The 14,088-nt window shown below is 37.8% G+C and carries 15 protein-coding genes; 1 reads left to right on the top strand and 14 read right to left on the bottom strand.

The features are described from left to right. Positions 1 to 14 precede the first annotated feature (14 nt). The 9 genes from hisG to R6U77_RS09770 all read right to left on the bottom strand — a co-directional run bounded on the left by hisG (position 15) and on the right by R6U77_RS09770 (position 7,920). On the bottom strand, positions 15 to 638 hold the full coding sequence (hisG, locus tag R6U77_RS09810; RefSeq protein WP_319838326.1) for an ATP phosphoribosyltransferase: 624 nt from the start codon (positions 636 to 638) through the stop codon (positions 15 to 17). Beyond that, the gene (locus R6U77_RS09805) at positions 635 to 1,798 is read right to left on the bottom strand and encodes an ATP phosphoribosyltransferase regulatory subunit (protein WP_293926401.1); all 1,164 of its coding nucleotides are present in this window, start codon (positions 1,796 to 1,798) and stop codon (positions 635 to 637) included. The genes hisG and R6U77_RS09805 overlap by 4 nt, the downstream gene beginning before the upstream one ends. A 569-nt stretch (positions 1,799 to 2,367) precedes the next feature. Further along, complete coding sequence (locus R6U77_RS09800; protein ID WP_293926404.1) at positions 2,368 to 2,874, bottom strand: acyltransferase; 507 nt, start codon at positions 2,872 to 2,874, stop codon at positions 2,368 to 2,370. A gap of 4 nt (positions 2,875 to 2,878) precedes the next feature. Continuing rightward, positions 2,879 to 3,517 (bottom strand): pyrophosphatase PpaX, encoded by a 639-nt coding sequence (ppaX, locus tag R6U77_RS09795; protein ID WP_319838364.1) that lies wholly within the window; start codon positions 3,515 to 3,517, stop codon positions 2,879 to 2,881. A 10-nt stretch (positions 3,518 to 3,527) separates the two neighbouring features. Further along, the gene (gene lgt / locus R6U77_RS09790; protein WP_293926562.1) at positions 3,528 to 4,346 is read right to left on the bottom strand and encodes a prolipoprotein diacylglyceryl transferase; all 819 of its coding nucleotides are present in this window, start codon (positions 4,344 to 4,346) and stop codon (positions 3,528 to 3,530) included. 15 nt (positions 4,347 to 4,361) lie between these two features. Next, positions 4,362 to 5,303 carry an HPr(Ser) kinase/phosphatase gene (gene hprK / locus R6U77_RS09785; RefSeq protein ID WP_319838325.1) on the bottom strand — a complete coding sequence of 314 codons (942 nt, stop codon included), beginning with the start codon at positions 5,301 to 5,303 and terminating at the stop codon, positions 4,362 to 4,364. A 125-nt stretch (positions 5,304 to 5,428) separates the two neighbouring features. Continuing rightward, a complete protein-coding gene (locus R6U77_RS09780; RefSeq protein ID WP_293926410.1) occupies positions 5,429 to 5,746 on the bottom strand; it encodes a c-type cytochrome in 318 nt (105 codons plus the stop codon). 34 nt (positions 5,747 to 5,780) lie between these two features. Beyond that, a complete protein-coding gene (locus tag R6U77_RS09775) occupies positions 5,781 to 6,611 on the bottom strand; it encodes a YitT family protein (RefSeq protein WP_319838363.1) in 831 nt (276 codons plus the stop codon). 70 nt (positions 6,612 to 6,681) lie between these two features. Next, positions 6,682 to 7,920 carry an EAL and HDOD domain-containing protein gene (locus tag R6U77_RS09770; RefSeq protein WP_319838324.1) on the bottom strand — a complete coding sequence of 413 codons (1,239 nt, stop codon included), beginning with the start codon at positions 7,918 to 7,920 and terminating at the stop codon, positions 6,682 to 6,684. Positions 7,921 to 8,219: 299 nt separating this feature from the next. On the opposite strand from R6U77_RS09770, the gene R6U77_RS09765 reads away from it, so the two are divergent. After that, positions 8,220 to 8,996, top strand: coding sequence for an enoyl-CoA hydratase-related protein (locus tag R6U77_RS09765; RefSeq protein WP_319838323.1), 777 nt, complete (start codon positions 8,220 to 8,222; stop codon positions 8,994 to 8,996). 34 nt (positions 8,997 to 9,030) lie between these two features. On the opposite strand, the gene R6U77_RS09760 is transcribed toward R6U77_RS09765, so the two are convergent. From R6U77_RS09760 to R6U77_RS09740, 5 genes are all read right to left on the bottom strand, one after another. Next, entirely contained in the window at positions 9,031 to 9,495 is a 465-nt protein-coding gene (locus R6U77_RS09760) for an S-ribosylhomocysteine lyase (protein ID WP_319838322.1), read from the bottom strand. Positions 9,496 to 9,510: 15 nt separating this feature from the next. Continuing rightward, on the bottom strand, positions 9,511 to 10,155 hold the full coding sequence (locus R6U77_RS09755; RefSeq protein ID WP_293926422.1) for a DedA family protein: 645 nt from the start codon (positions 10,153 to 10,155) through the stop codon (positions 9,511 to 9,513). Positions 10,156 to 10,370: 215 nt separating this feature from the next. After that, the gene (locus R6U77_RS09750) at positions 10,371 to 11,003 is read right to left on the bottom strand and encodes a hypothetical protein (RefSeq protein ID WP_319838321.1); all 633 of its coding nucleotides are present in this window, start codon (positions 11,001 to 11,003) and stop codon (positions 10,371 to 10,373) included. 140 nt (positions 11,004 to 11,143) lie between these two features. Next, the gene (locus R6U77_RS09745) at positions 11,144 to 13,123 is read right to left on the bottom strand and encodes a S9 family peptidase (protein ID WP_319838320.1); all 1,980 of its coding nucleotides are present in this window, start codon (positions 13,121 to 13,123) and stop codon (positions 11,144 to 11,146) included. 92 nt (positions 13,124 to 13,215) lie between these two features. Next, positions 13,216 to 13,962: a tetratricopeptide repeat protein gene (locus R6U77_RS09740; RefSeq protein ID WP_319838319.1), complete on the bottom strand. Its 747-nt coding sequence runs from the start codon at positions 13,960 to 13,962 to the stop codon at positions 13,216 to 13,218. Positions 13,963 to 14,088 lie beyond the last annotated feature (126 nt).

Here is a 14,088-nt window from a genome sequence, read left to right as displayed (position 1 = left end):
ATTAGCCCTTCTTCCTAGTCAACGCATTTTCTTAAACGACTTACTAATTCTTGAATGCGTGCGCTTTTCAAACGATAACTTACAGGATTTGCGATTAAACGTGATGACACATCCGCGATATACTCATATTCCACAAGCCCGTTTTCTTTTAATGTGCGTCCTGTTGATACAATATCAACGATGCGATCTGCTAATCCAATCATCGGTGCCAGCTCAATCGAACCATTTAATTCGATAATTTCAACCTGCTCACCAATTTCCTTATAATACTTCGTCGCAATATGCGGATACTTTGTTGCTATGCGAGGTGCTACTTCATTCATCGTTGTATCAGGCAACCCGGCCGAGGCAATATAGCAGGCGCTGATTTTTAAATCAAGCAGCTCATGCACCGTGCGTTGTTGCTCTAATAAAACATCTTTTCCTGCAATGCCTATATCTGCAACACCATGCTCTACATAAACAGGCACATCCATCGGCTTCGCTAAAATAAAGCGAATATTTTCCTCTGGAATTTCAATCATCAGCTTGCGTGTTTCTTCCATTTCATCGGGCAACCTGAAGCCTGCATTTTCTAATATTTTGCATGCCTCCGTAAAAATACGTCCTTTCGGCATCGCAATTGTTAGCTCTGTCATCGCTGCCCCTCCTCTTGCACATAAACAACCTCATTAAATTCCTTCTGATATGCAGCAATGTCTATTAAACTTTCAATCGCTTGCATTGTCACACGACGACCATCTGCACGTAAATCTGCTGCGTATTGCAACGCCTCATGATACAAAGCTGACTCAAATAACAGCAAAGTTGTTGTGAATGTCGCATCGCTTGCAGGCACAACCTCTAATAAGCGGTCAACACGTAAACCAAAGCCTGTCGCACCAACCTCTGATCCAAAATGCGCTAAAAGTCCATCGTAGCGTCCACCATTGCCAAGCGGGAAGCCACTGCCTACTGCAAATACTTCAAACAGCATACCCGTGTAATAATTCATATGGCTTGTAATCGTAAAATCAAACGTAATATAGTCCATTAAATTTGCTTGCTTTAACAATTGTTCCAACTCAAACATATACGTTAATTCATTTTGATTGACTACATATTTCTCTATATTTAGAACGGTTTTTATGTTCATTGCTTCTTCAATAAATTGCAATAAAATCTCGCTTTTTTCCGTTGGTAAAGCAAAGGATTTAACCGCCTCTTCAAAGCCAACATAGTTGCGCTCCACCAATAATTTGCGCAGTTGATTCATTTGCTCCTCAGTTGCTGTATATTGCTGCAAAATTGCCTGTAATACACGCGCATGTCCAATCGTAATCGTAAAAGTTTGAATGCCTAACTGCTGAAGCAATTGAATCGCTGTTATAATAACTTCCGCATCTGCGAAAACAGAGGAATCACCAATTAGTTCAATGCCCATTTGTTCAAATTCTGCTGGACGTCCACCCTCTGTTTGCTGTGCACGAAAAACACTTGCAAAGTATGCAAGGCGCTGTGGAATTTTCTCCTTTAACAACTTCGCCGTTGCAATACGTGCAATCGGGGTCGTCATATCAGGACGAAGAACAAGAAGATTTCCTTGATTATCCACCAGCTTGAATAGAGCAGCGTCATCAATAGCAGACGCCTTCCCTACTGTGTCGTAATATTCCACTGATGGTGTTTTTATAAAATCATAGCCTCGAGCATATAAAAAATGGCGCCCTTGTGCTCGAATGGCTTCTAGTTTTTCATATGTTTGCGGGAATGTATCACGCATCCCAAGTGGTTTTTCAAATAATTTAATCGTAGACATTGCTATGCACCTCAATACACTTTAATTCACTAGTGTGATAGTATAATAAAGTAAATATGTTGTCAAGCTTCTGACTATATTGTATCTTCGTTGGCATAACATGTTGTTTCATTAAAGTCTGTGAAATTTGCTATATTGGCGTGGCTTGTTTTATTTGCGGGTTTTATGATTTATTTGCGAATTTCTCAGTTTATTTGCGCTTTCCATGATTTATTTGCGAGTTTCTCATTTTATTTGCGTTTTCCATGATTTATTTGCGAGTTGCTCAGTTTATTTGCGCTTTTTATGATTTATTTGCGGGTTGCTCAGTTTATTTGCGCTTTTCATGATTTATTTGCGGGTTGCTCAGTTTATTTGCGCTTTTTATGATTTATTTGCGGGTTGCTCAGTTTATTTGCGCTTTCCATGATTTATTTGCGAATTTCTCAGTTTATTTGCGCTTTCCATGATTTATTTGCGAGTTTCTCATTTTATTTGCGCTTTCTATGATTTATTTGCGGGTTTCTTGTTTCATCACCATAAAACGCAAACAAGCTGATGAGAGCTTCTTTCTCATCAGCTTGTTATTGCTATTTTTGTCGTGCTGCCATTTCCTCTGCCGTGAAAATAATGCGCATCGGATTTCCCCCTACCATACATCCTGCTGGTACATCTTTATGTACGAGTGTTGCTGCGGAAACAATGGCGCCATCACCAATCTCTATACCTGGCAAAATCGTTGTATTGGCACCAACCATAACATTGCTGCCAATTTTCACATCACCTAAACGATACTCATTTATTAAATATTCATGTGCTAAAATCGTTGTGTTAAAGCCTATAATTGAATTATCTCCAATCGAAATGCGCTCTGGAAACATCGTATCAGGCATGACCATTAGTGCGAGTGATGTTTTTTCGCCAATCTTCATTCGAAGAAATGTGCGATAAATCCAATTTTTCATTGCCATAAATGGTGTAATGCGTCCAATTTGAATAAAAATAAAGCATTTGACGATTTTCCAAAAAGATACCGTTTGATAAACATGCCAAAGTGAATTTGCCCCTTCCACTTTGTAACGCTCTGTTCTTCTCATAGGCTTATCCTTTCACAATTGTTAATAAATCGGTCATATTGTCAAGCATATATGTCGGCGAAAATTGCTTTAAGTAATCTTCACCTTTAAAAGTCCATGCAACACCTGCCGTTTTCACTCCTGCATTATGCCCTGCCTCAATATCATGCGAATTATCCCCAATCATAATGACATCTTCTTTTGCTACTTGGAGCTTTTCTAATGCTAATAAAATTGGCTCAGGATGTGGCTTGACATGTTGTACACTATCAAAGCCAATAATATGCTCAAATAAATGACCAACACCTAGCACCTTTAAACCGCGTTCAATCATATCCACACGTTTTGTCGAAACAATCGCTAACCTTATACCTTGTGCATGCAATTGTTGTAATGTCGAAACAACCCCATCATATTGTGTCACAAGCTCATCATGATGTTCAATATTCCATTTGCGGTAGCTTGCTACTAGTTCATCTACCATATCTGGAGCTATTTCAGTAAAAGATTGTCTTAATGAAGGACCAATAAATTTTATGCAATCTTTTGGCGAATATTGCCCAGGAAATTTTTCTTCTAATACATGCATAAATGTTTGGATAATTAACTCATTTGTATCTAACAATGTTCCATCAAAATCAAATAATAACGCTTTTACCATTATAATTCACCCTTTATTTGTCTAAATAGCGTACAGCAGGCTTTACAGTAATTCGACGATAAATAATACAAGCTAAACCAATGACAATACCAAGTATCGACACGACTTGTGCTGAACGTAAATCACCAATTAAATACAGGCTATCTGTTCGTAGTGATTCGATATAGAAGCGTCCAATTGAATACCAAATAAGATAGAAGAAAAACATTTCCCCACGACGCCAATTGAATTTACGTGCAATGATTAAAATAATAAAGCCTACGACATTCCATAATGATTCATATAAAAATGTTGGGTGTACATATGACCCTAAATTTTCGATATACATTTGCTCAATCAACCAATTAGGTAAATGGAGACTTTCCAAAAAGCTACGCGATACTTCCCCACCATGTGCCTCTTGATTAATGAAGTTGCCCCAGCGTCCAATTATTTGTCCTACTAAAATGCTCGGTGCTGCGATATCTGCAATACGCAGGAAGCTGACATTTCGCCTTTTTGTAAAGATATAAGCTGTAATAAATGCACCAATTAATGCGCCATGAATTGCAATTCCACCATTCCATATTTCAATTGCTCGAAGTGGATTGTCTTTATAAGCCCCCCATTCCATTGCTACATAATAAACACGTGCACTTAGTATTGCAATTGGCACAGCCCAAATGAGCATGTCCGCGATAAAATCTTGGTGAATACCTAAGCGCACCGCCTCACGCTGTGCTAAAAAGTAAGCTAGTACGATACCTGAAGCAATTAAAATACCATACCATCGCACATCAATAGGTCCAATGGAGAATGCTACAGGATTGATTTTCATCATAATAAAGTCCATCATTTTGCTCCTTCTTTAATTAAAGTCATTCATTTCCCCATTTGATGCGATAACTGCATCTAGCCTACGGGAAAATTCCTCTGCTGCATTAACGCCCATTCTTTTTAGACGATAATTCATCGCAGCTACTTCAATAATAACAGATACGTTACGTCCAGGCTGAACAGGAATTGTTAGCTTTGTTAGCTCCGTATCAATAATTTTCATTTTTTCCTCATCAAGCCCTAGACGATCATATGATTTATTTGGATCCCAGTTTTCTAGCTCTACAACAAGTGTAATTCTTTTATATGGTCGAATAGCACTTGCACCAAATAATGTCATAATATTAATAATACCGATTCCACGAATTTCCAATAAATGTTCCAACAATGGGGGTGGGCTACCGATAATCATATTTTCTGATTCTTGACGAATTTCTACAGAGTCATCTGCTACAAGGCGATGTCCTTTTTTGACAAGCTCTAATGCTGTTTCACTTTTCCCTACACCGCTTTTCCCAAGAATGAGTACCCCGATTCCATAAATATCTACAAGTACCCCATGAATAGCTGTAGTTGGTGCCAGCTCACTTTCTAAATAATTTGTTAAGCGGCTCGAAAAATGAGTTGTCGTTTGCTTTGAAACTAAAACAGGAACATGATTTTTATTCGATGCATCAATTAATTCCTTTGGTACTTCCATACTTCTTGAAAGAATAATTGCTGGTGTATTGCGTGCACATAGCAAGCACATACGTTCAACTCTCACATTTTCTGGAAGCATTTCAAAAAAGGAGAGCTCTGTCTTTCCAAGTAGCTGGACACGATTTGCTGGGTAATGTGTAAAGTAACCAGCCATCTCAAGCCCGGGTCTTGAGATATCACTTGTTGTAATAGCGCGCCCAATCCCTTCATGACCACTCACGATTTGTAAATTAAATTTCTCCATTACATCTCTTGTTGTAACTTGAACCATTGGCACAACCTCTCGATCCTTTATAGTCTTTCCTTATTGTAACATGTTCCAGTCATTTTTACGGAAAATGTATCCTTTATAAACCAACAAAAGGGGCGCCTAGAAATTCAGACGTCCCCTCCCCATTATTTTTGTTCTGCTAACCATGCCGCTGCTTTTTCAGCATCTTCACCTTTAATTAAACCACCAGGCATACCATTTGATGTACCATTTAAAATGACATTTAAAATTTCTTCCTCCGATAAACGTGCACCAACATCATTTAATGCAGGTGTTTTACGCATACCTTGCAATTGACCGCCGTGACAGCTGGCACAGGTTTGCATCACAATTTTCTCACCTTCTGGCTGCGGTGTTGCATTACCGCTTTCTTCCTCAGCGCCACCACATGCAGCTAAAAATAAAGCTGAGCTAAATGTAGCTGTTAATAATAATTTTTTCATTTCAACCCCTCCAATCCATTTCAGTATAGCAAAGTTAGACACGTTTGAAACCTTCTCCTAGCACCTCATAGGCATCTGAAACAACAACGAATGCTGTTGGGTCCACCATCTTCACAACTTGTTTCAATTTCGTGAATTCAGTTTGATAAACAACAACCATAAGAAATGTTTTTTCTTCTCCAGTGTAACCACCGAAGGCAGGAAGCTTCGTTACACCGCGATTCACTTCTCTGTAAATAGCTTCACGCATTTCCTCTTCCATGTTTGTAATAATATACGCCATTTTCGATTGGCTAAAGCCAAGCTGAATAATATCAATCGTTTTTGTCGTCACATATAAGCCGATAATCGCATACAAGCCTTTTTCTAAATCAAATACTAATGCAGCACTCACAGCAATAATACCATCAATCATCAAAACGCTTGTACCTAGAGTAAGCCCTGTGAATTTTGTAATAATTTGCGCTAATAAATCGGTACCGCCTGTTGAAGCTTTACCTTTGAAAACAATGCCTAGTCCTGAACCAACAACAATCCCACCAAAAATGGCACCAAGTAGTGGATTTAAAGTCCATGGCTCCCAGCCGCTCGTCAATATAACGAATGCAGGCAATGTAATTGTACCAATAAAGGATTTTACACCGAATTTCTTACCTAAAACTAAAACACCTGCAATAAATAAAGGAATATTAAATGCATATTGAATAATTCCTGCATTCCAACCAAATAAGCCATTTAAAATGGTACTAATTCCACTTACGCCACCAGAGGCTACTTGGTTCGGTAATAAAAAAACATTAAACCCAACTGCAATTATCGCAGCTCCTACAATAACAAATAAATACTCGCTAACTGTATCTTTCATTGTTAACTGCTCACTACTGTTCACACGACTTCCTCTTTCTTTATTCAATTTTTATTTATAGCATGAGCTACTAGCTAATAACCTCTCTTGCCCATTGCTCTGTTTCATCATAAATTTGGAATACCTTTTCTTGGTTCAAGCCTAGTTGCTGTGATAATTCTGTCAGCTTGTCCCAATCTAATTTGTACAATGCTTCACTAAATTGTAAATAGGGTGTCATTTCTGTTTCTACACCGTTAATCGTTTGCACGATTTCCTCTGATAGCGGCATCTTTCTTAAAATTAAATGCATCGGTCGCTTTAATAAGGCATCAATTAACGATAATAGACCAATTAAAAAATACTCAGAAAAATTCTTTTTATAATTTAGCTTCGCTACTTTTTCACATGCTTTCGCTCTAAACAATGACGCTACAACTAGCTCATTAAACGTATCTGTTTGCTCATGAGTATTTAATTCGCGCATTGCAAGTAAATACACAAGCTTACGTAGCTCCGTTAGCCCTAGCAAAACAATCGCTTGCTTAATTGAACGTATTTTAGATTTTTTGCGATTTTTTGAGCTATTAATGAGCTGTAAAAGCTTATAAGAAATCGATATTTCCCGTTCAATATTTTTTGCTAATATATTTATATCGGGCTCCTCATCCTTTAAAATCGAAATAATTTGGAAGTAATTAATAATATTCGCAGGTATATCAATCGCTCTCATAATTTGTGGCTTCTCAAAAAAATACCCTTGAAACAATACATAGCCCGAATGTATCGCAACTTCATATTGCTCTCGTGTCTCTACTTTTTCTGCCAAGAGTTGAATATGTGGAAATTTCGATTTTACTTTATTTTCAATTTCCATACGTTTTAATAAAGGAGTAATTAAAAAATCGACTTTAATATAGTCTATATAATGAAACAATTCATCATACACCGTTACTTCATCATTCAATACAAAGTCATCAAGCGCTAGTTTAAAGCCTTTTTTCTTTAACTCCTTTACACGTTCTATAAGACCATGTGTTATGCTGACATCTTCTAAAATTTCGATAACTACTTCTTGTGGGTTCACATAATCGACTAATGGGCTAAACAATAGCTTTTCAGTAAAATTAATAAAGGCTGGTGCACCACCTGTTGCTTTATCTATACCAATTGCTAAAAATGAGTTGATAATAACATCAATTGTTGCAGCATCTGCTCCTACGCCCTCTAAAGGAAAAGCATTCATATTTTTACTTCGATATAACAATTCATAAGAGACAATTTGTTCTTTTTCATCAAAAATCGGCTGTCTACCAATAAAAACTTCCACACTAACTCCTCACTTTATGTATCTTCATAATTTTTTCATTCTTGTTATTACGTTTATTTTATAAAGAAAGCTAAAATAGCATTCTTTTAACATATTATTTATTAATTTTGCCAACGTACAAATAATAGCAAATTCACTGCTATATTTCAGCAAAATCTTTAGTTGTTTTCATGCTTTATGCTTTAAAATCACTTAATTATAGCATACTTATCTTTAATGCATTGTTCAATTATAATTGCCTATATATTTCGAGACATGTAATATAATACTATATACGTTTAAGGGGGAGTAAGTTATTTATGAACATCATTGAATATGAGCAACAGCAATCTATCGCCTATGTAAAACTAAATCGACCTGATGTTTTAAATGCCTTTAATTTTGAAATGCTATGTGAGCTGCAAGCAATTGTAGAATCCATTCGTATACACCCTGATATTCGACTTGTTATCATTACAGGTGCAGGCGATAAAGCCTTTTCTGTCGGCGCTGATTTAAAGGAGCGCCAAACATTACCAGAGCCTTTAGTGAAACGAAATTTAAATAAATTTGCTGAAGTATTCAATGCTATCGAAGCATTGCCACAGCCAACCATTTGTGCGCTGAATGGCTACGCTTTTGGCGGTGGCCTTGAGCTTGCTCTTGCCTGTGATTTTCGCATTGCTGCCAAAAATGCAGTTGTTGGCTTAACAGAAACGAAGCTCGGCATTATTCCTGGTGCTGGCGGCACACAGCGCTTGCCTCGCTTAATTGGTGAAGCAAAAGCATTGGAATTTATTTTAACAGCGAAAAAAGTTGCAGGGGAGGAAGCGTTAGCTTGTGGGTTATTTACACAGCTAGTTGAACAAGAGCATTTAATGCAAGCTACAGAGAGCTTTGCCAATACAATTTTGCAAAATGCGCCAATCGCTTTACAGCAAGCAAAATTTGCTATCAAACAAGGAATGAAGGTTGATTTGCAAACAGGCTTACAGATTGAGCGTAAAGCATATGAAATCACTTTACCGACTGAAGACCGCATAGAAGCATTAAATGCCTTCGTTGAAAAACGGACACCGCAATTTAAAGGGAAATAAAAATGAGGAAGTGCATTTTGCACTTCCTCGCTTTTTATTCGGCAAAAATCGTTGCCCACTCCGCACGCTTTGCAAGCATTTCACGCGCTAATTGCTGTGCTCCCTCTAAGCTGTGATTCGCAGCCCAGCCACATTGCACTTCGTTACATGCTGGCACCTCTGTTGCATTGACAACATCCTGCAACGTTTTTTCTAAAATAGTTAAAATTTCATCATAATTATCATGGTTAATAACAGATAAATAGAAGCCTGTTTGACAGCCCATTGGACTAAGGTCAACAACATGGTCTGAATGGTTACGGATATTTTCAGCCATTAAATGCTCAATCGAATGAAGGGCATCCATTTTCATATACTCTTTATTTGGTTGCTTAAAGCGAATATCATACTTATGTACAACATCTCCGTGCTGCCCTTCCTTTAATCCAGCTAAACGTACATATGGTGCAGCTACTTTCGTATGGTCTAAATTAAAGCTTTCTACATTCATTTTTGTCATTTTCCATAACCTCGCTTATTTATTTTTTCGTCTCCCATTTAACGCACTAATAACCGCTGGTATAACAGAAATAAAAATAATTAATAACAATACTGTGGAGAAGTTTTCTTTAATAATAGGGATATTGCCAAAGAAGTAGCCAAGCATCGTACAAATCAATACCCAAGCAAATGCTCCAATAACATTATACATAATAAAGTATTTATAGTTCATACGGCTAGCTCCTGCCACAAACGGAATAAACGTCCGAATAAATGGCATAAAGCGCGCAATGACGATTGTCTTTCCGCCATGCTTATTGAAAAATCGCTGTGCCGCATCCATGCGCTCTTTATTAATAACCCTACCTAAAAAGCTATCAGGTGGGATTGATAAGCCAACAGCTCGTCCGATATGGTAATTTACCGTATCTCCAATAATTGCAGCTGTAATAAAGACCGCCATTAACAATGGTAAATTAAAGGAGCCTAACGCTGCAAATGTACCTGCTGCAAATAGTAAGGAATCTCCTGGTAAAAACGGCATAATGACGACGCCTGTTTCTACAAATACAATCGCAAACAAAATTGCGTATGACCAGCCTCCAAATTGCTGAATAATTTCCTGTAAATGCTGGTCAATGTGTAAAATAAAATCAATCAAGCCTTGAATAATCGCCATCCATATACTCACTTTCTAATCAATTTTTACTCTCTCATTTTAGCATAATATGATTTACTATGCTTTTTATAATATTAATTTAGAACGAAAATTAATACAAAATGTTGCGAATAAATGGACGCTTCTTTTTAAAATAATTGTGCATTCATCATTTTATTTTTTATAAATCCCTTAATGTTTAAGTAAAGAGCTAATTACAAAAAAGCTATTTAGCTTCAATCCAAATAGGAAGCGTATTTTTCAAGTGCCTGCTGTTTAACTTTATCCTCGCGTGCCCATTCGGATAATTTTTCTGTAGCATAGCTTGTATTTGCCTTTTGTACAGCCTCTCGCAAGGCACTCGTTTCATTTTGCAAAGGCACTTTTCCATAATTATTTCCTATAATTATATAGTATGGATCTGTTGTTGATTTTCTTAAGAATAATAAGTATTCATTATCTTCCTTCATTAACTCATAGCCTGCGATATGATATGTAATATCTTCGCGTTTATTGTATGCCTCGTTTTCTAAAATTGTTATTTCCATACCACTTTGCACCTCATCACCACTTATAACTTTTTGGACTAAAAAATTAGACAAAGTATATGCAACATCAATACGGTCCTCTTGATTATAAATAACAGTAGGATTTTCTTGAACAACCTTCTTCCCAATAACAATCATTTCAGCTTTGTTTTCTATAGATGCTAAATCTGGCATTACATCTGTTTTGGCATCTACAATTAAATTTCGACCAAATAAGCGCTCTTCCATCCCATTAGTTATTTCTTTTTTATTTCCAAAGATGAACCATCCAACTATAGAAATACATACAATTCCAATAATCATTACTAAGCTTTTTTTCATCAAAGTACACCGCCTTCTAAATTGAATATTTACAATTTTAATATAGATAATAACCCTTCAACGATAACATAAAAAAACAGATTCAAAAAATAGAGCTTTTCTGAATCTGTTTTTCATATTTTTATAATAGATAATTCTGATTAAATATATTTCTCAAACCAACCAACAATTTGCTCTAAACGCTGGATACGTAAGTTTGGCGTCCCCGTGCGTGATAAATTGTGGTCGCAATCTGGGAAGCGAACAAAGCCAACTTCTTTGCCCATTGTTTTTAACGTAATATAAAACTGCTCTGCTTGCTCAATTGGACAGCGGAAGTCTTTTTCGCTGTGCAAAATAAGCAATGGTGTTTCTACATTTTTTGCATATTTTAATGGCGAATGGTGCCATAGCTTTTCGATATCTGACATATCGCCACCAATTTGCCAATCTGTGAAGTAGTAGCCGATATCCGATACGCCAAAGAAGCTAATCCAGTTCGAAATCGAGCGCTGTGTTACCGCTGCCTTAAAGCGATTTGTATGTCCCACAGCCCAGTTTGTCATAAAGCCGCCGTAGCTACCACCTGTTAAGCCAAGACGCTGCGTATCAATCCAGTCATAATTTGCTAGCGCATAATCTGTTGCTAACATAATATCTTCGAAATCGCCACCACCATAGTCGTTGCGCACCGCATCTACAAATGCTTGGCTATAACCATGACTGCCACGCGGATTAATATACAATACACCATAGCCTTGCGCTGCTAGAAGCTGCATTTCATGGAAGAAGGTATTAGCATACAATGTATGCGGTCCACCATGAACCTCCACAATCAACGGATATTTTTCACCTTCCACGTAGTTGGCAGGCTTCATAATCCAGCCATGTACATCCCAATCCTTCGCTCCTTTGAAGACGATTGGCTCTGCTGCCGATAATGTCGTTTCTGCTAAATAAGCATCATTGAAATGCGTTAGCTGTTTGCGCTCACCTGTTGCAATATTGTGTGTAAATAGCTCGCCAGGGAATGTTGGATTTGAAACGGCCACAATCACTTCATTGCCGCTTTTCGCTACAGCATAGCCATAGACATGCTCGCTTTCTGGTGTTGCAGGGTACAGCTCACCTTCCAATGTTGCATAATATAAACGAATATCGCCCATCGTTGATACTTGGAAATAAAGTGCATTTGTTTCAGTCCAAACGACAGCTGGGGCTGCTGCACCTTGTTGGAAATCGGCTACTGCATAATCACCAACAGGTGCATCAAGGCTTTCTGTTAAATTGCTCGTTTGCCCTGTTTCAGTATCATAGACATAAACATTTGTATGTGTCGCATTTTTAAATGTTGCATCACTACCTACATAAGCAATATAACGGTCATCAAATGAATATGCCGCACCGCCATAATAGCCATCCTGCTCAACTAAAACCGTTTCTGCCTTCGTAGCCACATCAACAATATAAAGCGGTTGACGGAATTCAAAGTCTTGATTTTCTGAGCGATTGACAGCAATTATTAGCTTTTTGCCATCATGTGAAACAGCGTTTAATGCGTAATCATGATTGCCCTCTGTAAATTGCGTAATTGTGCCATCAAGTGTTACTTCTGCCACATGTGTGCTCATGCCTTGTTTGCGTAAACCATTGCCACCAACGCCATCCATTTTATGCTTCATTCTGTCCACAACATACGCTTCAGGTAATTTTTTGTCTTCCTTTTCCACCGCATCTGTGAATGCTGTTCCATCTTTCAGACTAGCTGTCACCCAAAGCTTTTGACCGCATGGGCTCCATACAAATGAGCTAACGCCGTATGGGAAATCTGCTACTTTTTTCGCTTCTCCACCATTGCGCTTTAAAATATAAAGCTGATTTTTCTCGTCGCGATTTGATAAAAAAGCAACTTGTTTACCATCAGGTGACCATTTAGCACCACTTACACGCTCCTTGCCAAATGTCCATTGCGTTACTTCCTCACTCGCTAGCTCAACGTGGAAAAGATGTGCATAATATTTATTGTCCTCTTGATTAATTAGCGTGCGTACAAATACAGCTTCCTGCCCATTTGGTGCTAGTACTGGTGCTGTTACAGATTGCAATGTGTATAAATGCTCTTTTGTTAAAAATGCTGTCATTCCCTATTCCCTGCTTTCTTATTGTTATTTCGAACTTCGTAATATTAAGTTTACCACGATACAAATATGTGTCAATATTCGAATAATTCTAGTTATAGTCCTCTAACTAAATATTTGCCCCATTCACGCATCGCAACCTTCTCGCCCGCCTCTGCTGCCCGCTTTAGCCAATATTCACCTTCATTAATATTTTGTTCGACATGCTCGCCTCTAATGAGATAAATACCTAACAAGCGCATTGCTACAAGCTCATGTAATTCCTCTGCTGCTTTTCGTATCCACTTTATCCCTTCGTCTATATTGCGCTCCAAGCTATCACCTGTAATTAAACGATAGCCTAAAATTCTTGTCGCAACACGATCTCCTCGGTCAACTGCTAATCTTAGCCACTTTTCACCTTCTACAGAATCTTTAGCGAGCACTTCTCCATCAAGCAAGCGAATCGCAATATCAACCATTGCCCATAAATCACCATAACTTGCTGATGTACGTAGCCAATGCTCACCCTCCCCTGTATTTTGTGTCACACCTTTTCCTGTTAAATAGCAATAGGCTAACTCATTCATTGCGCCTGTATCCCCTGCATCCGCAGCAGCCTTCAGCCATTTTAGCCCTTCCTGAACTTTATTTCTTTCCTTTTCCTCTATAAAATTAATGACATTTGATTTTTGCTCTGATGGGATCGTCTCTGTCGTTGCAGTCACTTGTTGTTCCATATTTTCGACTTGCATTTGTTCCTCAGCTTCTTCTTGCTTTTGCTCTTCTTGTTCAAACCCTAACGACTTCGAAATTTGATTAAACAATGAAAACTTTTTCTTTTTATCGTTATCCTCATTCATATCACATACCTCCTTCATTATATTGTACACAATTATCCAAATAATTGAGAAGCAATCGCCTTCTTATCTGATCAAACGATTTCTATGATACAAAAAGGAGAGTGCCCTTTAAGACACTCTCCCATC

The sequence above is a fragment of the Lysinibacillus louembei genome (assembly GCF_033880585.1).
Taxonomy (GTDB): Bacteria; Bacillota; Bacilli; order Bacillales_A; family Planococcaceae; genus Metasolibacillus; species Metasolibacillus louembei.
This window is presented reverse-complemented; position numbering and strand designations above follow the sequence as displayed.

Bases quoted from the DNA above. Each gene is read 5' to 3' on its own strand.
- R6U77_RS09750 (WP_319838321.1), bottom strand. From the start codon at position 11,003: ATGAAAAAAAGCTTAGTAATGATTATTGGAATTGTATGTATTTCTATA.
- R6U77_RS09760 (WP_319838322.1), bottom strand. From the start codon at position 9,495: ATGACAAAAATGAATGTAGAAAGCTTTAATTTAGACCATACGAAAGTA.
- R6U77_RS09780 (WP_293926410.1), bottom strand. From the start codon at position 5,746: ATGAAAAAATTATTATTAACAGCTACATTTAGCTCAGCTTTATTTTTA.
- hprK (WP_319838325.1), bottom strand. From the start codon at position 5,303: ATGGTTCAAGTTACAACAAGAGATGTAATGGAGAAATTTAATTTACAA.
- R6U77_RS09740 (WP_319838319.1), bottom strand. From the start codon at position 13,962: ATGAATGAGGATAACGATAAAAAGAAAAAGTTTTCATTGTTTAATCAA.
- hisG (WP_319838326.1), bottom strand. From the start codon at position 638: ATGACAGAGCTAACAATTGCGATGCCGAAAGGACGTATTTTTACGGAG.
- R6U77_RS09765 (WP_319838323.1), top strand. From the start codon at position 8,220: ATGAACATCATTGAATATGAGCAACAGCAATCTATCGCCTATGTAAAA.
- R6U77_RS09805 (WP_293926401.1), bottom strand. From the start codon at position 1,798: ATGTCTACGATTAAATTATTTGAAAAACCACTTGGGATGCGTGATACA.
- R6U77_RS09745 (WP_319838320.1), bottom strand. From the start codon at position 13,123: ATGACAGCATTTTTAACAAAAGAGCATTTATACACATTGCAATCTGTA.
- R6U77_RS09800 (WP_293926404.1), bottom strand. From the start codon at position 2,874: ATGAGAAGAACAGAGCGTTACAAAGTGGAAGGGGCAAATTCACTTTGG.
- R6U77_RS09775 (WP_319838363.1), bottom strand. From the start codon at position 6,611: ATGAAAGATACAGTTAGCGAGTATTTATTTGTTATTGTAGGAGCTGCG.
- lgt (WP_293926562.1), bottom strand. From the start codon at position 4,346: ATGGACTTTATTATGATGAAAATCAATCCTGTAGCATTCTCCATTGGA.
- R6U77_RS09755 (WP_293926422.1), bottom strand. From the start codon at position 10,155: ATGGCGATTATTCAAGGCTTGATTGATTTTATTTTACACATTGACCAG.